The 20,653-nt window shown below is 63.7% G+C and carries 19 protein-coding genes and 1 other RNA gene; 9 read left to right on the forward strand and 11 right to left on the reverse strand.

The genetic code is table 11. From position 1 onward, the window contains the following. Nucleotides 1–81 precede the first annotated feature (81 nt). From ASE71_RS09935 to ASE71_RS09960, 6 genes are all read right to left on the reverse strand, one after another. Nucleotides 82–564, reverse strand: a complete 483-nt coding sequence (locus ASE71_RS09935) for a hypothetical protein (protein ID WP_090299744.1) — start codon at nucleotides 562–564, stop codon at nucleotides 82–84. Nucleotides 565–582: 18 nt separating this feature from the next. Then, nucleotides 583–1,419 (reverse strand): MBL fold metallo-hydrolase, encoded by an 837-nt coding sequence (locus ASE71_RS09940; protein WP_113544657.1) that lies wholly within the window; start codon nucleotides 1,417–1,419, stop codon nucleotides 583–585. 283 nt (nucleotides 1,420–1,702) lie between these two features. After that, nucleotides 1,703–4,879: an efflux RND transporter permease subunit gene (locus ASE71_RS09945; protein WP_060518598.1), complete on the reverse strand. Its 3,177-nt coding sequence runs from the start codon at nucleotides 4,877–4,879 to the stop codon at nucleotides 1,703–1,705. After that, entirely contained in the window at nucleotides 4,876–6,030 is a 1,155-nt protein-coding gene (locus ASE71_RS09950; protein ID WP_034806198.1) for an efflux RND transporter periplasmic adaptor subunit, read from the reverse strand. Before ASE71_RS09950 ends, ASE71_RS09945 begins: the two co-directional genes overlap by 4 nt. A gap of 482 nt (nucleotides 6,031–6,512) precedes the next feature. Beyond that, a complete protein-coding gene (locus ASE71_RS09955; RefSeq protein ID WP_034806196.1) occupies nucleotides 6,513–7,337 on the reverse strand; it encodes a YmdB family metallophosphoesterase in 825 nt (274 codons plus the stop codon). A gap of 212 nt (nucleotides 7,338–7,549) precedes the next feature. Beyond that, nucleotides 7,550–8,122, reverse strand: a complete 573-nt coding sequence (locus ASE71_RS09960) for a 5-formyltetrahydrofolate cyclo-ligase (RefSeq protein ID WP_034806194.1) — start codon at nucleotides 8,120–8,122, stop codon at nucleotides 7,550–7,552. A 362-nt stretch (nucleotides 8,123–8,484) separates the two neighbouring features. Between ASE71_RS09960 and ASE71_RS09965 the strand changes: the two genes are divergently transcribed. Continuing rightward, nucleotides 8,485–8,682, forward strand: coding sequence for a transcriptional regulator (locus tag ASE71_RS09965; RefSeq protein WP_234798710.1), 198 nt, complete (start codon nucleotides 8,485–8,487; stop codon nucleotides 8,680–8,682). 19 nt (nucleotides 8,683–8,701) lie between these two features. Here the strand turns inward: ASE71_RS09965 and ASE71_RS09970 are convergent, their stop codons facing one another. Next, nucleotides 8,702–8,926, reverse strand: coding sequence for a hypothetical protein (locus ASE71_RS09970; RefSeq protein WP_060518600.1), 225 nt, complete (start codon nucleotides 8,924–8,926; stop codon nucleotides 8,702–8,704). Nucleotides 8,927–9,038: 112 nt separating this feature from the next. On the opposite strand from ASE71_RS09970, the gene ASE71_RS09975 reads away from it, so the two are divergent. Further along, nucleotides 9,039–9,908, forward strand: a complete 870-nt coding sequence (locus ASE71_RS09975; RefSeq protein ID WP_089044562.1) for a LysR family transcriptional regulator — start codon at nucleotides 9,039–9,041, stop codon at nucleotides 9,906–9,908. Nucleotides 9,909–9,931: 23 nt separating this feature from the next. On the opposite strand, the gene ssrS is transcribed toward ASE71_RS09975, so the two are convergent. From ssrS to ASE71_RS09990, 3 genes are all read right to left on the reverse strand, one after another. After that, nucleotides 9,932–10,089, reverse strand: a non-coding RNA gene (ssrS, locus tag ASE71_RS09980) — 6S RNA. 56 nt (nucleotides 10,090–10,145) lie between these two features. Next, on the reverse strand, nucleotides 10,146–10,523 hold the full coding sequence (locus ASE71_RS09985; protein WP_034806187.1) for a cell division protein ZapA: 378 nt from the start codon (nucleotides 10,521–10,523) through the stop codon (nucleotides 10,146–10,148). Nucleotides 10,524–10,534: 11 nt separating this feature from the next. Beyond that, nucleotides 10,535–10,804, reverse strand: a complete 270-nt coding sequence (locus tag ASE71_RS09990) for a DUF4164 domain-containing protein (RefSeq protein ID WP_034806184.1) — start codon at nucleotides 10,802–10,804, stop codon at nucleotides 10,535–10,537. 350 nt (nucleotides 10,805–11,154) lie between these two features. Between ASE71_RS09990 and tkt the strand changes: the two genes are divergently transcribed. The 6 genes from tkt (at nucleotide 11,155) to ASE71_RS10020 (ending at nucleotide 18,432) form a co-directional block, all read left to right on the forward strand. Beyond that, the gene (tkt, locus tag ASE71_RS09995) at nucleotides 11,155–13,137 is read left to right on the forward strand and encodes a transketolase (RefSeq protein WP_060518602.1); all 1,983 of its coding nucleotides are present in this window, start codon (nucleotides 11,155–11,157) and stop codon (nucleotides 13,135–13,137) included. Nucleotides 13,138–13,210: 73 nt separating this feature from the next. Beyond that, nucleotides 13,211–14,221 carry a type I glyceraldehyde-3-phosphate dehydrogenase gene (gap, locus tag ASE71_RS10000; protein WP_034806178.1) on the forward strand — a complete coding sequence of 337 codons (1,011 nt, stop codon included), beginning with the start codon at nucleotides 13,211–13,213 and terminating at the stop codon, nucleotides 14,219–14,221. A 5-nt stretch (nucleotides 14,222–14,226) separates the two neighbouring features. Continuing rightward, nucleotides 14,227–14,817 (forward strand): putative glycolipid-binding domain-containing protein, encoded by a 591-nt coding sequence (locus tag ASE71_RS10005; RefSeq protein ID WP_060518604.1) that lies wholly within the window; start codon nucleotides 14,227–14,229, stop codon nucleotides 14,815–14,817. After that, the gene (locus ASE71_RS10010; RefSeq protein WP_034806155.1) at nucleotides 14,817–16,013 is read left to right on the forward strand and encodes a phosphoglycerate kinase; all 1,197 of its coding nucleotides are present in this window, start codon (nucleotides 14,817–14,819) and stop codon (nucleotides 16,011–16,013) included. The genes ASE71_RS10005 and ASE71_RS10010 overlap by 1 nt, the downstream gene beginning before the upstream one ends. Before the next feature lie 246 nt (nucleotides 16,014–16,259). Further along, nucleotides 16,260–17,285, forward strand: coding sequence for a class I fructose-bisphosphate aldolase (locus ASE71_RS10015; protein WP_034806152.1), 1,026 nt, complete (start codon nucleotides 16,260–16,262; stop codon nucleotides 17,283–17,285). Between the two features lie 211 nt (nucleotides 17,286–17,496). Next, nucleotides 17,497–18,432 (forward strand): PhzF family phenazine biosynthesis protein, encoded by a 936-nt coding sequence (locus ASE71_RS10020; protein WP_060518606.1) that lies wholly within the window; start codon nucleotides 17,497–17,499, stop codon nucleotides 18,430–18,432. A 17-nt stretch (nucleotides 18,433–18,449) separates the two neighbouring features. Here the strand turns inward: ASE71_RS10020 and ASE71_RS10025 are convergent, their stop codons facing one another. Further along, complete coding sequence (locus ASE71_RS10025) at nucleotides 18,450–19,001, reverse strand: TetR/AcrR family transcriptional regulator (RefSeq protein WP_060518608.1); 552 nt, start codon at nucleotides 18,999–19,001, stop codon at nucleotides 18,450–18,452. 106 nt (nucleotides 19,002–19,107) lie between these two features. Between ASE71_RS10025 and ASE71_RS10030 the strand changes: the two genes are divergently transcribed. After that, complete coding sequence (locus tag ASE71_RS10030) at nucleotides 19,108–20,622, forward strand: MFS transporter (protein WP_060518610.1); 1,515 nt, start codon at nucleotides 19,108–19,110, stop codon at nucleotides 20,620–20,622. Nucleotides 20,623–20,653 lie beyond the last annotated feature (31 nt).

A 20,653-nucleotide genomic window follows, 5' to 3' on the forward strand; every position in this document is an offset into this window, starting at 1 on the left:
CCCTCTGCATGCATTAATTTGAATGGAATGGGGCGCCTTATAGTTTTATTGCCGCTTTCCGTCCAGCCGGGGGGCGGTTTTTCAGTTGGCCGAGACCTGCGCGCGGCTCAAGAGGAAGCTGTGTCCGTCGTCACGGCGGCAGGAAAGGCCAGTGCGTTCCGACACGCAGGAGAACGGCCCTCGCGACCAGCTTTGCCCATAGTCGAGCACAGTCCCAGTCGAACAGCAGCTGGGATCGCCGACGGCGTGATTGAGCGTGGCGGCTCCCGCCCGGCCAAGGGTCGCCCTGACATAACGCGGCGCGACGATATCGCAGGCCAGCTCCGGACCGCCATCGGCGGGCTGATAGACGGACGTGCCGCCAGCCGGCGTGTAGATACAGCCGATATTGCCCGAGGGCATCGCGAAGATCTCCGGCTCACCCGCCGGTCGGACCGTGGTCTCCGGCTGGCTTTGCGGCTGTTGCCCCTCGGGAGACGGCATGCGCGGCGGCGGCGCGCCACCGGCCTCGGCAAGAGTCGAGAAGGAGAGAAAGAACGATACGCCAACCACGAGCAACTTCATCGGGCGATCCCAGGATGTTCAAACGCCCTTGAGGATATAAATCAGTGGTTTGCTTGGCAAGGAACGCAGGGATACTTTGATACTGGCGCTGTCGGCGTAACGCTTGTCGTAGTCGTCCCCGAACATGTCCAGAAAGGCGTCGATCGGCGGGCCACGGCGGTGCATCGGCAGGATCAGCGAGGCGCGCAGCCGGCTGACCACCCGGCTCATGCTCTCGGCACCCATGGTCAGGCCGCCATCGACAGGCACCATGAGCACGTCCAGCCGGCCGATCTGGCTGTAGTGGCTGTCATCGAGTTCATGGTGCAGATGGCCGAGATGGCCGATGCAGAGATCCGCCACCTCGAAGATGAAGATCGAGTTCCCGTCGTGCTCCATGGCGCCGCCGCCGGCGCGGATGTCGGTCGTCACGTTACGGATGTAGGCGTCGCCGACCACGAGATCGTGGCGCGCCGGTTGGCCGCTATCGCTCCAGCCGTGCAGCACGGTCTTGATCGCCGGATCCGGCGTCAGCGTGTAGTGGCTCGAATGCGCCTTGTTCATGGTCGCGACCGTCGGCGGCATCGACGGTGCATACCAGCCGCTATAGTCGGTTGCGATCGAGACGCCGCCGGGCGTCTCGATCAGGAAGGTGGAATGGCCGAGATAGCTGATCGTCACCTCGCCGACCGTCGTCTGCCCCTTGGTGGCAGCCGCGGGCGAGAAACTGGCAAAGGTTGCCTGGGGGAGCGTTTCGGCGATCGCCTGGCATTGGCTGACAGGGCGCGGCTGTTGCTGCGCATGGGCGACCGATGGCCAGAACGCGTGGATGAACCATATGGCGGCGAATGTGTAGACAAAGTACCGGAGCATCAGCCTTCACCTCTCTCACTTGCCGCCTGACCTCGGGCCTTGGGGGCACGCGGCGGGCAGGTATTGAACAGCGAATGGAAGCCTTTGCCTTCGCTCGACCGAACGGTGGCGTCACGGGGCGCGGAAAGAATTGTTCAAGGGCCCGGCCACGTCCAGTTACAAACGGCAGGCGGTGCTCACGTTTACGTCACCGACCCTGAGGCCGATAAGGTAACGATAGCCTCGTCAAAGCCGAATGCCCCGGCATTGCTGCCGGGGCATTCGTCAGGTTATCGTCCGGCCTGCCCTATTCGGCCGGGTGCGGCGCCGGTTCGCTCACCGCCGCCTTGCGTCGCCGGAACGACCGGAGCGCGACGTAGAACACCGGCGTCAGGAACAGGCCGAGGAACGTTACCCCGAGCATGCCCGAAAACACCGCCGTGCCGAGCGACTGGCGCATTTCGGCACCCGGGCCGGTCGCGATCATCAGCGGCACCACGCCGAGGATGAAGGCAAAGGCGGTCATCAGGATCGGGCGCAGGCGCAGCTGGCTCGCTTCCACCGCCGCCTCGATCGGCGTCTTGCCCTCGTCTTCGCCCTGCCGCGCGAACTCGACGATCAGGATCGCGTTCTTGGCTGCAAGACCGATCAGAACGATGAGCCCGATCTGGGTCAGCACGTTGTTGTCGAGCCCGCGGATGAACACGCCGACCAATGCGGCCAGCACGCCGAGCGGCACGATCAGGATGATCGCCAGCGGCAGAACCCAGCTTTCGTACTGGGCCGACAGCGCCAGGAACACGAAGACGACCGACAGTGCGAAGATGAACACCGCGGTGTTGCCTGTCTGGCGCTCCTGGTAGGCGAGTTCCGTCCACTCGAAGGTCGTGCCCTGCGGCAGGATCTGGGCGGCGAGCGCCTCCATCTTGTCGAGAGCCGTACCGGTCGAGACACCGACCGCAGGGTTACCCTGGATCGGCACCGAGACGTACATGTTGTAGCGCTGCACCAGCGTCGGACCGGCCGTATCCTGGATCTCGACAAGCGTACCCATCGGCACCAGCGCACCGGTTGCCGAGCGCACCTTCAGCGCCAGGATGTTGTCGCGCTCGACGCGGTACTGCTGGTCGGCCTGCGCCCGCACCTGGTAGACGCGGCCGAAGGCGTTGAAGTCGTTGACGTAGGACGTACCGAGGTTGATCGACAGCGCCTCGAAGATGTTGGGGATCGGCACGTTGAGTGTGCGCGCCTTGTCGCGGTCGATCGCCAGGAAGTATTGCGGACTGGAGGCCGAGAAGGTGGTGAAGACCCCGGTCAACCCGTCCGTCTGGTTGGCAGCGCCCATCATCTGGTAGGCAAGCCCGAGCGCGCGGCGCATGTCGGAGCTCTGCCGGTCCATGATCTGCATCTTGAAGCCGCCGGAGTTGCCGATGCCGCGCACCGAGGGCGGCGGCACGGCGATGATGAAGGCTTCCTGGATGCTCTGCAGGCTGCCATAGAGCTGGCCGATGATCTGGTTGGCCCCCTGCCCGTTCTTCAGCCGCTCTTCGAAGCTTTCGAAGGAGGCGAAGACCACGCCCGAATTGGACGCGTTGGTAAAGGTCGCACCGTTGAAGCCGGCAAAGGCGACAGCACTTTTCACGCCCGGCACGTCCTGGATGATCTTCGAGGCCCGCTTGACGACGGCGTCCGTCCGGTCGAGCGAGGCGCCGTCCGGCAGCTGGATGACGACGATCGCATAGCCCTGGTCCATGGTCGGCACGAAGCCGCGCGGCACGATCTGCGCCATGTACCAGGTGGCCCCCAGCAGCCCGACGAAGACGAGAAGGGCCGCGGCCAGCGCCACCTTCGTCGAGACGAGCTTGCGCACGACCCATGCATAGCCCGACGCCATCCGGTCGAAACCGTTGTTGAAGCCGTTCGCCAAGGCCTTGCCGAAGCGCGTCAGCGGATTGCGGCTTTCATGATGGCCGTTCTCGTGCGGCTTCAACAGGATAGCCGCCAGCGCCGGTGACAGTGTCAGCGAATTGAAGGCGGAAATCACCGTTGCGACCGAGATCGTCACGGCGAACTGCAGGTAGAACTGGCCGGCGATGCCGGGGATGAAGGCCGTCGGCACGAACACCGCGGTCAACACCAGCGAGATCGCGATGACGGCCGCCCCCACCTCGTCCATGGTCACATGCGACGCCTCGCGCGGGGTCATCCCTCGCGCGAGATTTCGCTCGACATTCTCGACCACCACGATCGCATCGTCGACGACGATACCGATCGCCAGCACCAGGCCGAACAGCGTCAGCATGTTCAGCGAGAAACCGAAGGCATAGAGGAAGGCGAAGGTGCCGACGAGTGACACGGGGATTGCGACGATCGGGATGATCGCCGTGCGCCACGATTGCAGGAAGACGAGAACGACGATGGCAACGAGAATGGCCGCCTCGGCGATCGTCTTGTAGACCTCGTTGATCGATTCCGAGATGAACTCTGTCGGGTTGTAGACGATGCGGTATTCGAGCCCGTCAGGGAAGTCCTTGGAAACGTCGGTCATCACCTTCTGGATCTGCTCGGCGGCGTCGAGCGCATTGGTGCCCGGCCGCGAGAAGATGCCGAGCGCCACCGCCGGGCTGCCGTCGAGATAGCTGTTGTTGACGTATTCGCGAGCACCGAGCTCGACACGCGCGACGTCCTGCAGCTGCACGAGGCGACCGCTTTCCGTCGCCTTGACGATGACATAGCGGAACTGCCGCGCGTCGCTGAAGCGGCCGTCCGTCGTGACCGTGTACTGGAACGCGCTGTCGCCCGGCGCCGGCGGGCCACCGATCGAACCGCCGGAAACCTGCACGTTCTGCTCGCGCAAAGCCTGCACCACGTCACCGGCCGTCATGCCATAGGCCGACAGCTTCTCCGGATCGAGCCAGACACGCAGCGCATATTCGCGCTCGCCGAACAGGATGACGTCGCCGACGCCATCGAGCCGGACGAGCAGGTCGCGAATGCGGGTGCGCGCATAGTTCGAGACGTAGAGTTGGTCATAGCGTTCGGTCGGCGACAAGAGATGCACGACCATCATCAGGTCGGGCGAACTCTTGGCCGTGGTGATGCCGATCCGCCGGACTTCTTCCGGCAGCCGCGGCTCCGCGATCGACACGCGGTTCTGTACCAGCACTTGTGCCTGGTCGAGGTCGGTGCCGAGCTTGAAGGTGATCGTCAGCGCCATCGAGCCGTCGGCGGTCGAATAGGAGGACATATAGAGCATGTTCTCGACGCCGTTGATTTCCTGTTCGAGCGGCGTCGCGACGGTGTTGGCAACGGTATCGGCGTCAGCACCCGGATAGGCGGCGCGAACGACGATGGTCGGCGGGGCGATTTCCGGGTACTGCGCCACGGGAAGCTGAAAATAGGCGATACTGCCCACGATCAGCAGCACGATCGACAGCACCGACGCGAAGATCGGCCGGTCGACGAAGAAGTGAGCAAACCTCATTGCGCCGCCCCCGCTGCTTGCGCTTCGGGGGGAAGCTGCACCGTCTCGGGCTTCACCTTGGTGCCGGGCCGCGCCCGCATCAGACCGTTGACGACAATGGTCTCGTCGCCGGTCATGCCGGAGCGGATGACGCGGTAGCCATGCAGCTTCGGGCCGAGACGCACGGGCTTGGTCACCACCGTTCCATCCCCGGTCACCTCATAGACGATGCGCTCGTTCTGGTCGGCGCCGATCGCTTCGTCCGGAATGAGGACGGCCTTGTAGGTGTTCGAGCCTTCGATCTGCACACGGCCGAAGAGACCGGGCTGCAGCACGAGGCTCGGGTTATCGAGACGGGCGCGCACGCGCATCGTGCCGCTCTGCGGATCCACGCGGTTTTCGGCGAAGTCGAGCTTGCCCTTGAACGGCTCCTCTTGCGAGTCGGCGATGGTGACCAGCACTTCGAGCGAGCCGCCGCCTTCCTGCAGCGCGCTGCCGCGCTCGCGCGCGACCCGTGCATAGGAAAGCAGCCGCCGTTCGTCGACGTCGAAGTAGAAATCGATCGGGTCGAGCGACACGATCGTCGTCAGCACCGTCTGGTCAGCCTGGACGAGATTGCCCGTCGACAGCAGGCGCCGGTCGACGCGGCCGCTGAGCGGCGCGGTGATGGTGGTGTAGTCAAGGTCGAGCTTGGCACGCTCGACCGCCGCTTCCGCGCCGCGCACCAGCGCCTGCGCCGACAGGAGTTCGCGGCGATGATCGTCGAGCGTCGAGACCGAAAGCGTGCCGGTGCCCGTCAGCGATTGCGTCCGCTTGAACTGGGCCTCGGCGAATTCCAGCGACGAGCGCGCCGATTCCAGCGTCGATTCGGCCTGAGAGAGAGCCGTACGATAGGGCCGCTGGTCGATGACGAAGAGCTTGTCGCCCTTCTTCACCAGGGCGCCATCGGTGAAATTGACCTCGTCGAGATAGCCGCCGATGCGGGCGCGAACCTGCACCTCGTCGACGGGCTCGAAACGGCCGATGAACTCGTCGCTGTCGATGACGTCCCGCACGACCGGCTTGGCGACGGTCACCACGGGCAGTTGCGCGTCCTGCGCCTGGGCACCGATTGCGGATAGAAGGGAAAGAGAAGCGCCGACGATCATCGGCAAATGCCACTGAGACAACATGCATGCCCTCCGAATGCACTTGGATCACGAGGGGCAGCCAATCGACCAGACCACCGCGATCGCTTTGAATATTTCAGAGCGGGGCCTGTGCGCAAAACAGCCGCATTACCCGTCCCGCTCCGCACAAATCCTCGGATCGGCAGCGATCCGAGAGGCAAAGTCACACAAGCAATCAAATGATACAGCAGCCTTGCGCCCTTCGGCCCGCGAACGCTGTCAGGTCAAATTCGCTGGGCAGCGAGCAATTGCCCGTGGCGCAGCGACAACAGCACATGCCCGCAATCCAGGACTGCGCACACCATTCATTCTGCAAAAACCCACGAATACATCACGCCCCGGCCCGGCGTGATTTCGCGATAACCTGCCATCATTTGATGGGGTTGTCACCTTGAAAAAAATCAATTCCAATAAGGCGATACGGGACAACCAAAGGTGCCCGCGCGCAGCTTCGCGCTGCGTTCAGAATGCCGCCTGACTTGGCCTTAAGACCAGAAATCCGGGATCGTTTCCGCCAGTCTCGGCCCAAGTCGCAGCGGCGCGATCTTCTCGGCGAGCCCTGTGCGATCGGAGATCTCGACCCCGAGACCGCAGATGGTGGCCGGACCCGAGGCCGCCTCGAAGCGCCCCTTCGGCATCTTCGAGATGAAGCGGTTGAGCGGCTCTTCCTTGTCCATGCCGAGCGAGGAATCGTAGTCGCCGCACATGCCGGCATCACTCATATAGGCGGTGCCGCCATTAAGGATCTGGTGATCGGCGGTCGGCACGTGCGTATGCGTTCCGACGACGAGGCTGGCGCGACCGTCGACGAAATGGCCGAAGCACTGCTTCTCGCTGGTCGCCTCCGCATGGAAGTCGAACACGATCGCATCCGCCTGCTCGCCGAGCGGGCAGGCATCGAGGATGGCCTCGGCCGACTTGAAGGGGTCGTCGAGTTCGGGATGCATGAAGACGCGGCCCATGACGTTGGCGACCAGCACGCGCGCGCCATTGCGGGCAAAGAACAGGTTGGATCCGCGGCCGGGCGTGCCGGCCGGATAGTTGGCCGGGCGCAGGAACTGGTCGTGCCGCTCGCAGAAGACCACTGCTTCCTTCTGATCCCAGACGTGGTTGCCGGTGGTCACCACGTCGGCGCCGGCGTTGATCGTTTCGAGGAAGATGTCTTCGGTGATCCCGAAGCCGCCCGCGGCGTTCTCGCCGTTGACGATGACGAAATCGAGCTTGAGGTCGCCGATCAGTCCCGGAAGCCGCTCCCAGACCGCCGTGCGGCCCGTCTTGCCCACCATATCTCCCAGAAACAGAAGCCTCATGCTCGCTCAAATCCCACCAGGGCAGTTCCGGCGGAAGCGCGTCAGCGGTTGTGGCGGCCGGACCTGCGTAAAACAAAGAGGTAGAGCGTCTACACGATCCTGGGCCGACAGGAAACGCCCAAGATCGATTCCGCGCGGGATCGCGAACCAATCTTCCGCCTCGGCCCGCGCGATTTCAAAGCGCCGGGCCGTCGCTCAGCTTCGTCAATGACCTAGAAATGCCGGAATCCGCTCTCGGTGAGAACGGCATCCAGCGCCACATCGTGCGGTTCGGCCGGCACGGCAGCCACCTCCTGGCAGTCGAACGCGATGCCGATCAGTTTCGGCAGATGCCCCTTGTTGCGCAACCGGTCGATGGCCCGGTCGTAATAACCGGCACCGTAGCCGATCCGGTGACCGGTCGCGTCAAAGGCAGAAAGCGGCACGAGCATGATATCCGGGTCGAGCACCGGCGCATCCGGGCCAGGCCCCGTCGTGCCGAAGCCGGTTGAGATGATGTCGACACCATCGAGCAGTTCGCGAAAGACGATCGTCTTCTTGTCCATGATCACAGGCAGGCAGAGCCGGGCGCCACGGCTCTTCAGCCGCGCCATCAGCGGCCGGATATCGACCTCGGAGCGGATGGGCCAGAAGCCGGAAACGATGTGGCCCGGATCGAGCGCAATGACGTCGCCGGCATGGTCGGCCATGGTCAGGCTCGCCTCGATGCGTATCTCCGCGGGCATCGCATCGCGCAATGCCAGCCGCTCGTTGCGCAGCGCCGCCTTCAGGTCTTTCGGTGACATCGTGCCCTCTCCTGCCTCATGCCATCGTCGCGGACGAATTCTCCTCCCGAAATGGCACAACCCGTCACTTTCTCGCCGATTCCCGGCTCAATCACCAGCCTATATACCCGATGTCGCCAGTGCACATTCACCCGCATCGCCGCTTTTGCCGCGGTTTGCGACAGCACTGCCAGCGGCTTCCCGGTTCGGCACAGCATTAGCGTTCCGTTCATCATGGACGACGGTTCCGCTTTCGCGCATTGGCGAGCGCATGCAAATAAAGACGCGATTTCAAATAATTAGCAGGAACTAATGCCCGCGTTCGATGTATGGACGCGCTCCTGCAGGCAGCAGTGGAAAAGCCGACGTCCATGAAGGACCAGATGAAAGAACTCGAACCGTTGGAACTGCGTTGCCTGACGCTTGCAGCCCGCGGCCGCACGCGCCAGGACATGATGCGCGAAACCGACATTCCGCTCGACCGGATCGACCGCGCGCTGGAAGACGCCATGCGCAAGCTGCAGGCCGGCAATCTGGCTGAAGCCGTCTTTCGTGCCGCAAGGCTCGATCTCATCTCGTAAGGATTGGCGCGGGGGCGGCCTAGAGCATCCAGTGCGACCGATAGACCACCTGCCCCAAGATCCGCTCCCGCTGCCGAAGGTCGGGGTCGCCTGCCGAGATCCCGACATCGCGCAGCAGCCACGGCTTGTCTGCCGGCACCTCGACGGGCGCCTCGACAAACAGCAAATCGACAGTCCATTGCCTTGCCCTGCGTCGGGCGGTAACGAACGTTTCGGAAAAGGCGAGAACGGCAAGCACGCTCATGGTAAGGACTCGGGCGCAAGATGATCTGACGGGACGATCTTCGTCCTCGCATTGACATCTGACAAACGAATTGCAAGCATGACTGTCATCAGAAAATCTGATGGTTGAAGCCATGCCCCTTCCCCTCGATAGCGATCTGCTCAGAACCTTTCTCGCGGTTGTCGATACCAGCAGCGTCACGCGCGCCGCAGACATCGTCGGGCGCACCCAGTCGGCCGTCAGCATGCAGATCAGGAAGCTCGAGGATGTGCTCGGCGACGCCCTGTTCGAGCGCCATTCGCGCGGTGTGGTGCTGACGCCGCAGGGACTGCGGCTCGTCGACAATGCCAGGCGCATCGTTACCCTGCTCGACGACACGGCCGCCGCGCTCCGCCAACCCGCGCTCGACGGCGCGGTCCGGATCGGATTGCCGGAGGAATACATCAACTCGACCTTGCCGAAGGCGCTCGGCAGTTTCGCCGCCATCCACCCGGGCGTCGAAGTGACCGTGCAGCAGGGCGCGTCGATGACCAATGTCGCAGCGCTGGAAGCGGGCGAGATCGACCTTGCCGTCGTCTTCGAGCCCGGCGGAAAGACGAGGAACGAGGTGCTAATGATGGATCCGACCGTCTGGGTGACGTCGGAGCAGCACCGGACCGACGAGCGCCGCCCGGTACCGATCGCGACCTATACCTATCTCGAAGGCGGTTGGTGCGACGACCTCGCCCAGCGCAACTTGAGGAAATGCCGCATCGACAACCGCGTCGCCTATGTCAGCCGCACCAGCGGCGGCCTGATGGCGGCGGTGGTATCCGGCCTCGCCATCGCGCCGCTTGCCCGCAGCAGCATTCCGGCCGGCTGCCGCGAACTGACCGCTGATGACGGCTACACGGTGATCGATCACTCGAATGTCGTGCTGCGGATTTCAAAGGCCGGAAACGGTAAGGACCGGATCGTCGAGGCCATGGCCGACGCCATCCGCCGGGCCTTTGCCGGGGAGTGAATGAGCAACGGAAAGAGGGAGAAGTGCGATCCACACAACCGATGGATATTTTACGATCCCGGGTGCCTACAAAGTAGGTGGGCGCCATGTGTCCGAACCCACGGGTCCGGACAGGGACAGCTCCCTTAGGATCGAGTATGGCCCCGGGGATTGTGGTTCCTGTCGGGGAGCGCAGACCGCATACGATATATAAAGTGTCTCGGTGCTTCGCGCCAGTGGCTCGCCGACGAAACCTTGTCAGCTCGACGGCGTCGTGGGGCGGCCGTTCAGCTTGGCGGCGATACCGTGGATCTGCTGGGTCACTTCGCTGAGCGCCGAGGCCAGCGCCTCCTCGTTCTTCAGCTGATCCGAAAGCGCGGCGTCGCGCCCATTCGTCAGGTTGCCGACCTCGGCTTCGAGGTTCTTCAGCCGGCGATTGACCTCGCTGAGCTCGTCCATGACCATGATGCCGGCCATGACGGTCAGGCGCAGATCGCCGATCTCGCCAAACTGGGTCTTGAGGTGTCCGACATACTGATCGAAATTGGTGGCAAGCTCGATCAGATGATCTTCCTGCCCTTCCTCGCAGGCCATGCGATAGGCCTTGCCATCGATCGAAACTGTCACCTGCGCCATGTCGCTTGTTCCTAGCGGTCGAGCACCGCCCGAATGGTTTCCATCGCCGTCACGAGGCGACGGGAAACCTCACGGTTGACCTCCTCGAGCCGGTTTGCCCGGAACTGCGACTGATCGAGTTCCTGCGCCAGCCGCGACCGGTCGGTGTTGACGCGTCGCACCTCGCCCTCGAACTCGCTGAAGTCCCGCTCCCTGTCAAACCGACCGTCGATCGCATTCTCCAGGGATTGCACTGCGTTTCGCAGTTCGTCGATCGCCGCTTTGACAGTCTTTGCCGGCATGTGTTCCGAATACCTCGCCCATGAGGCCGAATCGCCCGAATCCCGTCCGCCGCTTCGGCTCGATCTTTTTTAAACCTATTACGTAAGTCTCAACAATGCCAAGTACAGCAAACAACAGCGGAAGCTGTGGATGGATTGCGTAGCCGGCTTTCTTCAACGGCAGTGCAGCAGGCTTATTGCATTGCGGAACAAGCACTCGGGCAGGGACCGAAGCAAGCTGCCGTCAAATGGCCGCGGAAGCCCCGTATTTATTGACTCGCACGGCGCACCTGCTATGTGTCAGCCGCTTCTTGCGCGGTCTTTGGAGGATAGAGACCGTTCCCTGACCACCGAACGCAAACGGAACAGTCATGATCTCTCGCGAAAAACACGACCGGATGGCAAATGCGATCCGTTTCCTCTCCATGGATGCCGTCGAGAAGGCAAATTCCGGCCACCCTGGCCTGCCCATGGGTGCAGCCGACATAGCGACAGTCCTCTTCACGCGCTATCTGAGCTTTGACCCCAAGAACCCCTCCTGGCCGAACCGCGACCGCTTCGTGCTGTCGGCCGGCCACGGCTCGATGCTGCTCTACTCGCTGCTCTATTTGACGGGCTACGAAGACATCTCCATCGAAGAGATCAAGAACTTCCGCCAGCTCGGCGCCCGCACCGCCGGCCACCCGGAATACGGCCACGCCGCCGGCATCGAGACGACCACCGGTCCGCTCGGCCAGGGCATTGCCAATGCCGTCGGCATGGCGATCGCCGAGCGCAAGCTGCGCGACGAATTCGGCTCCGACCTGATGGAGCACTATACCTACGTGCTCGCCGGTGACGGCTGCCTCATGGAAGGCATCAGCCAGGAAGCGATTTCGCTCGCCGGCCACCTGAAGCTCAACAAGCTGATCGTCTTCTGGGACGACAACAACATCTCGATCGACGGCCCGATCTCGATCGCCGACTCGACCGACCAGCACGCCCGCTTCCGCGCCAGCAACTGGAACACCATTGCCGTCGACGGCCATGATCCGGAAGCGATCGCCGCTGCGATCGACCAGGCTCAGAAGTCCGACAAGCCGACGATGATCGCCTGCAAGACGACGATCGGCTTCGGCGCCCCGAACAAGGCCGGCACCCACAAGGTCCACGGCTCGCCGCTCGGCGCCGAGGAAATCGCCGCCACCCGCAAGGCACTCGGCTGGGAAGCCGAAGCTTTCGTCGTTCCTTCGGACGTTCTCGACGCCTGGCGTCTGGCCGGCCTGCGCTCGACCAAGGCGCGCAAGGAGTGGGAAGACCGTCTTGAAAAGAGCGAGGCCGAGAAGAAGGCCCAGTTCGTTCGCCGCTTCTCCGGCGAGCTCGAAGGCCGTCTGTCCTCCGCCATCGACGACTACAAGAAGAAGCTCGCCGAAACCAAGCCGTCGCCGGCAACCCGCAAGGCTTCCGAAGACGCGCTCGAGGTCATCAACGGCGTTCTGGCCGAAACCATCGGCGGCTCGGCCGACCTGACCGGCTCGAACAACACCAAGACGAGCCAGACCAAGTCGATCACCCCTGACGACTTCTCTGGCCGCTACATCCATTGGGGCGTTCGCGAGCACGGCATGGCCGCTGCCATGAACGGCATGGCGCTGCATGGCGGCGTCATCCCCTATTCCGGCGGCTTCCTGATCTTCTCGGACTATTGCCGTCCGTCGATCCGCCTTGCCGCTCTGATGGGCATCCGCGTCATCCACGTGCTGACGCACGATTCCATCGGCCTTGGCGAAGACGGCCCGACGCACCAGCCGGTCGAGCACATGGCAGCGCTACGTGCCATCCCGAACCTCCTGATGTTCCGCCCGGCCGACGCCACGGAAACGGCCGAGTGCTGGCAGCTGGCGCTCGAAAGCCACAACCGTCCGTCCGGCATCGCGCTGACCCGCCAGAACCTGATGGCCGTTCGCACCGAGTATGAGGAAGAAAACCTCTGCGCCCGCGGCGCCTATGACCTGATCTCGGCCGCCGACGCCAAGGTCACGATCTTCGCCACCGGCTCGGAAGTCGAAATCGCCGTCAAGGCCTGCCAGACGCTGACCGCCAAGGGCATCTCGACCCGCGTCGTCTCCGTTCCCTGCTTCGAGCTTTTCGCCGAGCAGAGCGAAGACTACCAGCAGGCGATCATCGGCAACTCGCCGGTCAAGATCGCCGTCGAAGCCGGCATCCGTCAGGGCTGGGATCACTTCATCGGCAGCGATGGCACCTTCATCGGCATGTCGAGCTTCGGCGCTTCCGGCCCCTACAAGGAGCTTTACAAGCACTTCGGCATCACGCCCGAGGCGGTGGTCGCCGCCGCGGAAACGAAGCTCGCCTGATCAATCTGCGGGGCGCGCCGAAAGGTGCGCCCCGCTTTTTTTCGTACCACGTCAGTCAGACAGGGAGAGACCCATGACAGTGAAAGTCGCCATCAACGGTTTTGGCCGCATCGGCCGCAACGTGCTCCGCGCGATCGTCGAATCCGGCCGCACCGACATCGAAGTCGTTGCGATCAACGACCTTGGCCCCGTTGAGACCAACGCTCACCTGCTGCGCTATGACTCGATCCACGGTCGCTTCCCGGCCGAGGTCAAGGTCGAAGGCGACACGATCACCATCAACGGCGGCAAGCCGATCAAGGTGACCGCGATCAAGGATCCGGCAACGCTGCCGCACAAGGAACTCGGCATCGACATCGCGATGGAGTGCACCGGCATCTTCACCGCCCGCGACAAGGCTGCAGCCCACCTCACCGCCGGCGCCAAGCGCGTCATCGTCTCGGCTCCGGCCGACGGCGCCGACCTGACGGTCGTCTACGGCGTCAACCACGACCAGCTGACCAAGGACCACCTGGTCATCTCCAACGCATCCTGCACGACGAACTGCCTGGTTCCGGTCGTCAAGGTCCTGAACGATACCATCGGCATCAGCCACGGCTTCATGACCACGATCCACTCCTACACCAACGACCAGCCGTCGCTCGACCAGATGCACAAGGATCTTTACCGCGCCCGCGCTGCCGCTCTGTCGATGATCCCGACCTCGACCGGTGCCGCCAAGGCCGTTGGCCTGGTTCTGCCGGAACTGAAGGGCAAGCTCGACGGCACGTCGATCCGCGTCCCGACCCCGAACGTCTCCGTCGTCGACTTCAAGTTCGTCGCCAAGCGCAACACCTCGGTCGAGGAAATCACCAACGCCATCAAGGCCGCCTCCAATGGCGCGCTCAAGGGCGTTCTGGGCTACACGGAAGAGCCGCTCGTTTCGCGCGACTTCAACCATGACAGCCACTCCTCGATCTTCGCGATCGACCAGACCAAGGTGGTCGAAGGCAACTTCGTGCGTATCCTCACCTGGTACGACAACGAGTGGGGCTTCTCGAACCGCATGGCCGACACGGCGGTCGCGTTCGCCAAGCTCATCTAAGACAGATGTTTCGCGCCCTCTCCTCAACGACGGTCCGCTGGCGTCCGCTGGAAGGGGAAGGGCTCGAACACCTGACGCTGACAAAAATCGACACCACCGACGGCGCGGTCATCCGCGCCGTCGGCGTTCTGATCGGCAGCCGCGGCGGCACGCCCTATGGCGCGCGCTACCGGATCGACTGCGACGACAGCTGGCACGTTCGCAAATTGATGGTCGACACCACCGATGGCCGCAGCCTGCATCTGCGCTCGGACGTTCCGGGCGAATGGGCGACGGCACGCGGCACGCCCCTCCCCGAATTCGACGGCTGTATCGATATCGACCTCGCGGGAACGCCCTTCACCAACACGCTGCCGATCCGCCGCCTCGGCCTTGTGAGCCAGTCCGGCACCGCCAGACTGAAGATGCTCTACGTGCCGTTCGACACGTTTCAGCCTGTTTTGGACGGCCAGCACTACACCTGCCTCGATGATTTCAGGCTCTATCGCTACGAGGCCGAGGACCGCAGTTTTGCCGCGGAACTGCCCGTAGACGAGGACGGCCTCGTCATCGACTACCCCACCCTTTTCCAAAGACTATCACCGGAGACTATCTGATGACTTTCAAGACCCTCGACGATCTGACCGACATCGCCGGCAAGCGCGTTCTGGTGCGCGTCGATCTCAACGTGCCGGTCAAGGACGGCGTGGTCACCGACGCGACCCGCATCGAGCGCGTCGCGCCGACCATCCGCGAATTGTCCGAGAAGGGCGCCAAGGTCATCCTGCTCGCCCATTTCGGCCGTCCGAAGGGTGAGCCGGTCGCCGACATGTCGCTGAAGACAATCGCTCCTGCCGTCGAGGACGTGCTCGACCAGCGCGTTCATTTCGGCGCCGACTGCATCGGCGACAAGGCCAAGAACGCGATCGCCGAAATGAGCGACGGCGACGTGCTGCTCTTGGAAAACACCCGCTTCCACAAGGGCGAGGAAAAGAACGAGGCCGAATTCGTCAAGGCGCTCGCCGCCAATGGCGACATCTACGTCAACGACGCCTTCTCGGCCGCCCACCGCGCCCATGCTTCGACGGAAGGTCTTGCCCATCACCTGCCGGCCTATGCCGGCCGCACCATGCAGGCCGAACTCGAAGCGCTCGAAAAGGGTCTCGGCCAGCCGAAGCGCCCGGTCGTCGCCATCGTCGGCGGCGCCAAGGTCTCGACCAAGATCGACCTGTTGCAGAACCTCGTGACCAAGGTCGATGCGCTCGTCATCGGCGGCGGCATGGCCAACACCTTCATCGCTGCCAAGGGCATCAATGTCGGCAAGTCGCTGTGCGAGCATGACCTCGCCGACACCGCCAAGGCGATCATCGCCGCTGCCGACAAGGCCGGCTGCGCCATCGTGCTGCCGGAAGACGGCGTGATCGCCCGTGAGTTCAAGGCCGGCGCCGACAACGAAGTCGTCGACATCAACGCCATTCCCGCCGATGCCATGGTTCTCGACGTCGGCCCGAAGTCGATCGCGGCCGTCAATGACTGGATCTCCAAGGCCGAAACGCTGGTCTGGAACGGTCCGCTCGGCGCCTTCGAAATCGCGCCTTTCGACAAGGCCACCGTTGCCGTTGCCAAGCATGCGGCTGCCCGCACCCGTCAGGGTTCGCTGGTCTCGGTTGCCGGCGGTGGTGATACCGTCGCGGCGCTGAACCATGCCGAAGTCGCCGACGATTTCAGCTACGTCTCGACCGCCGGCGGCGCATTCCTGGAGTGGATGGAAGGGAAGCCGCTTCCGGGCGTCGACATCCTGAAGCAGAAGTAAGTCATACAACCGGCGCGTGGGAAGCACTCTCACGCGCCGGCCATCAAGAAAAAACATCATTTATTCAAACGATTAAAAAATTTTAAATCGTTTCAGTCGATTTTCCCGCCATTTTCCTGGACAATTTCACCTGTTACTCGCGCTCCTGTTGGGAGCGTGGCGGTTGCCCCGTGCACCGTCGGCCCTGCAACTGTTTCAGTGTTCGCCTGATCCTGATGATCGGCGCTGTCTAGGGAGAGAAAAAGCATGACGGAAAAACTGGAAGACATCGCCGTCGCCATGGTCGCCAATGGCCGCGGACTGCTTGCCGCTGACGAGTCCACGGCAACGATCAAGAAGCGCTTCGATACGATCGGTCTCGAATCCACCGAAACCTCCAGGCGCGATTACCGCGAGATGCTGCTGCGCGCCGAAAAGGCGATGCGCAAATACATCTCCGGCGTCATCCTCTACGAAGAAACCCTGTTCCAGCATGCGGTCGACGGCACCCAGCTCGTCGACATCATCCGGGCGGCCGGCTCGATCCCCGGCATCAAGGTCGATGCGGGCGCCAAGCCGATGACGAACTTCCCGGCCGAGACAATCACCGAAGGCCTCGACGGCCTTGCCCAGCGGCTGGCGAGATATCACGAGGCCGGCGCACGCTTTGCCAAGTGGCGCGGCGTGATCTCCATCTCCGATACGCTGCCCACCGCCGGTGCGGTTCGCGCCAATGCCCATGCGCTCGCCCGCTACGCCGCCCTGTGCCAGGACGCCGGCATCGTCCCGATCGTCGAGCCGGAAGTGCTGATGGACGGCGCGCCGGGCGATCACTCGATCGATCGCTCCGAACAGGTGACCGAGTGGACGCTGCGGACAACCTTCGAAGAATTGGCGGCCATGCGCGTCAAGCTCGAAGGCATGATCCTGAAACCGAGCATGGTGATCGACGGCAAGAAGGCCCGCAATGCCTCCGTCGCCGAAGTGGCCGAGCGCACCATCCGGGTGCTGAAGCGCACGGTGCCTTCGGCGGTACCGGGCATCGCCTTCCTCTCGGGCGGCCAGTCGACCGAGGAAGCGACCGCCCACCTCTCGGCAATGAATGCCAGCCACGACCTGCCCTGGAAGCTCACCTTCTCCTATGGCCGCGCGCTGCAGCAGGAGGCGCTCAATGCTTGGCACGGCAAGGCCGACAACATCGGCGCCGGCCAGCGCGCCTTCTCGCATCGCGCCGAGATGTGCAGCCTTGCCGCCAAGGGTACGTGGAAGAAGGAACTCGAGAAGGCTGCCTAAGCCAGGTCTACCGGATGAGAAGGGGCCGTCCGCCGGCCCCTTTTTTTGCCAAAGGGTTGGCGCGCCTGCGAGGTGACGGCTTCGTCGGCGTCGGGGAACTTGTCACCCGGACAAGTTCGCGTCTTTGTGCGGTGTGTCGGCTGCCTTAAGCCTTGGCTTCAGAGCCGACACGATGAGCGCCAACGGCGCCCAACCAGCGAAAGCCAGGACCATGACCTCTGACACCGCGCCGAAATCCGTTGCCTATGTCACCGTCGACGTCTTCACCGACGAGCGCTTCGCCGGCAACCAGTTGGCTGTCATGTCCGACGCACGCGGCTTGAGCGATCGTCAGATGCAGGCGATCGCGACCGAATTCGGCTATTCCGAAGTCACCTTCGTTTTGCCGCCGCGCGACCCCGCCAACACGGCGGAAGTCCGGATCTTCACGCCGACGACGGAGATCCCCTTTGCCGGTCATCCCAATGTCGGCACGGCCTTCGTGCTCGGCGGGCAAAAGGAAATCTTCGGCCGCGCGCCCGGTGAAATCCTGCGGTTCGAGGAAAAGGCCGGCCTTGTCGAGGCCACATTGCTGCGGGAAGGCGGTGTAGTGGTGGGCGCCACCATCGTCGTACCGCGCAGCCTGACCGTCGGCCCCGAAATCGACGCCGACACCATCGCCGCCTGCGCGTCGCTCGCGCCTGAAGCCGTCAGCAGACGCGTGCATGCGCCGACCCAGCTTTCCGTCGGGCTGCCCTTCGCCGTCGCCGAAATCAAGGATGTCGCGACGCTGTCGTCCGCCCACCCCAATGTCACCGCCTTCCAGGCGGCCAACGCGCGCTACAAACCCGAGGAAGACAGTTTCAGCCTGTTCCTCTACGCTCGCTCGGCAGAGGCGCCATGGCAGATCCGGGCGCGCATGTTCGCGCCGCTCGACAATGTCAACGAGGACCCGGCAACCGGCAGCGCCTCGGCAGCACTTTCCGCCCATCTCGTCTCGCTCATCCAGGAGCAGGATATCGATGTCGAGATCATCATCGAGCAGGGTGTGGAGATGGGGCGCCGCAGCCTCATCGGCGCGCATGTCCGAAAGCAGGGTGGTGTCGTTCGGAAGGTCAGCCTTTCCGGCCATTGCGTCAGCGCCATGCGCGGGCTGATCGACCTCTAGAGCGTCCTTCCTCGCCCTCAGGCGCAGTCGCGCTCCGGCAGAAGCTTCAAGATATCGGCAAACATATCCTGCCATTCGGCGTCGTCCATCTCGAGGAAGCCGAAGCCGCGCAGCAGGAAGACGCCTTCGGTCGCGAGAAACACCATTCGCGCCCTGCGCCCCTCCTCCGTCGAGAGGTCGAGACCATCGAGGCGGGCGCGGTACCAGGCGCGGTTCTTCGCCATGTGCTCTTCCCGCTGCAGCAGCGCCGCCATCATGCCGGATGTGCGGGCATTGTCGGCCGTGTTCATCCGGGCGGTCACCGATGCATGGGCACGCATCGCCTTGATCGGATCAGGATCGTCGCCACCCTCCGCCGCTACCGCGGTATCGAACTCGTCGAACCAACGCTGCATCATCGCGTCGATCAGGCCGTCCTTGTTGCCGAAGCAATATTGCACGCCGCCCTTGGTGATGCCGGAAGCCTTGGCGACGGCATCGATCGTCAGGCCGGCCGCGCCGACGGAATTCACCACCGCCTCCGCCGCGTCCAGAACCTTGTCCCGATCGATTGTTCGTCGCCGTCCCATCTTGACTTCCTATTTCAAATCCATACGTACGTATTCAAATAACCAACGCCCCTGATTTAAACAAGGCCCAGCCCCCATTTCCCAGTGGCGGCCACCGAGGTGTACCATGCTTCCGCAAAATCGCTGGCTCATTCTGGCCATAGTATCGAGCGCGCTCTTTCTGATCGTCGTCGACATGACGGTGCTCTATACCGCCCTGCCCCGCCTGACCCACGATCTCGGCGCCACCGCGTCGGAGAAGCTCTGGATCGTCAACGCCTATGCTCTCGTCGTCGCTGGTCTTCTACCCGGCCTCGGCACGCTCGGCGACCGGCTCGGCCACAAGAAGCCCTTCATCGTCGGCCTTGCCGTCTTCGGCATCGCCTCGCTGATCGCCGCCTATGCGCCGACACCGGCGATCCTGATCGGTGGTCGCGTCCTGCTCGCCGTCGGCGCTGCCCTCATGATGCCGGCGACGCTGTCGATCATCCGGCTCACTTTCACCGACGAACGCGAACGCGCGCTGGCGATCGGCGTTTGGGCAGCGATCGCTTCGGGCGGTGCCGCGATCGGCCCGGTGCTCGGCGGTTTCCTGCTCGAATACTTCTGGTGGGGCTCGGTCTTCCTCATCAACGTGCCGGTCGTCGCGATGGCCCTCGTGCTCGGCTTCGTCGTGCTGCCGAACAACGCCGGCAATCCGAAACACCCCTGGGACGCGATCGGTTCGCTGCAGATCATGGTCGGCCTCATCGGCCTTGCCTATGCCGTCAAGGAAACGAGCAAGCGCGAGCCGTCGTTGGAAGCGGGTCTCGCTGCCGCCGTGATCGGCGCTATCGCGCTCTTTCTCTTCGTGCGCCGCCAGCGCCGCAGCCCGCATCCGCTGATCGACTTCAGCCTCTTCCGCAATGCGGTGTTTTCCTCCGGCGTTGCCGCAGCGCTCGTGGCATCCGCCTCGATCGTCGGCATCGAACTGGTGCTGAGCCAGCAGTTGCAGCTCGTCGAGGGCTTTTCGCCGCTCGAGGCCGGCTTCTTCATTCTGCCGATCCCGCTTGCAGCTTTCGTCGCCGGCCCGCTGACTGGCACCCTGCTGCCGCGCCTGGGCGCCGAAGTGGTACTGCGCTCGGGCCTCATCCTGGCGGCTCTCGGTCTTGGCGGCTATCTGCTCGCCCATGAAACCGGCGCGCTCGCCCAGATCGCCACCCTCGTCGTTCTCGGCCTCGGCATCGGTGCGTCCATGACCGCCGCCTCCAGCGCCATCATGTTCAACGCCCCGCCGGAACGGGCCGGCATGGCAGCATCGATCGAGGAGGTCTCGTTCGAGCTTGGCGGCGCGATCGGCATTGCCGTGCTCGGCACCGTCATGTCGGTCGTCTACACCGCCTTCCTCGTCCTGCCGGAGGGGGCTGCAATCCCGCCGATGGCGCGCGACAGCCTCGATGAAGCCCTGCTTCTCGCCGAGAAGCTGCCGGCGGATGTGGCGAGCGAACTGGTGAGCCGTGCCCGCCTCGCCTTCGAAGGAGCGTTTACCGCGGTCGTGATGGTGGCAACAGCGATGCTGTTCGTGACCGGGGCGGCCATTTGGTGGCTGACGGCCGGGCGCGTCAGCGCCCCTCAGGGATCCCGCCAGGCGGGCCACCACTAACAGCAAGCTTCGAGCCGCCGGATGGAAACGA

Source organism: Ensifer sp. Root954 (genome assembly GCF_001429005.1).
Classification (GTDB): Bacteria; Pseudomonadota; Alphaproteobacteria; order Rhizobiales; family Rhizobiaceae; genus Ensifer; species Ensifer adhaerens.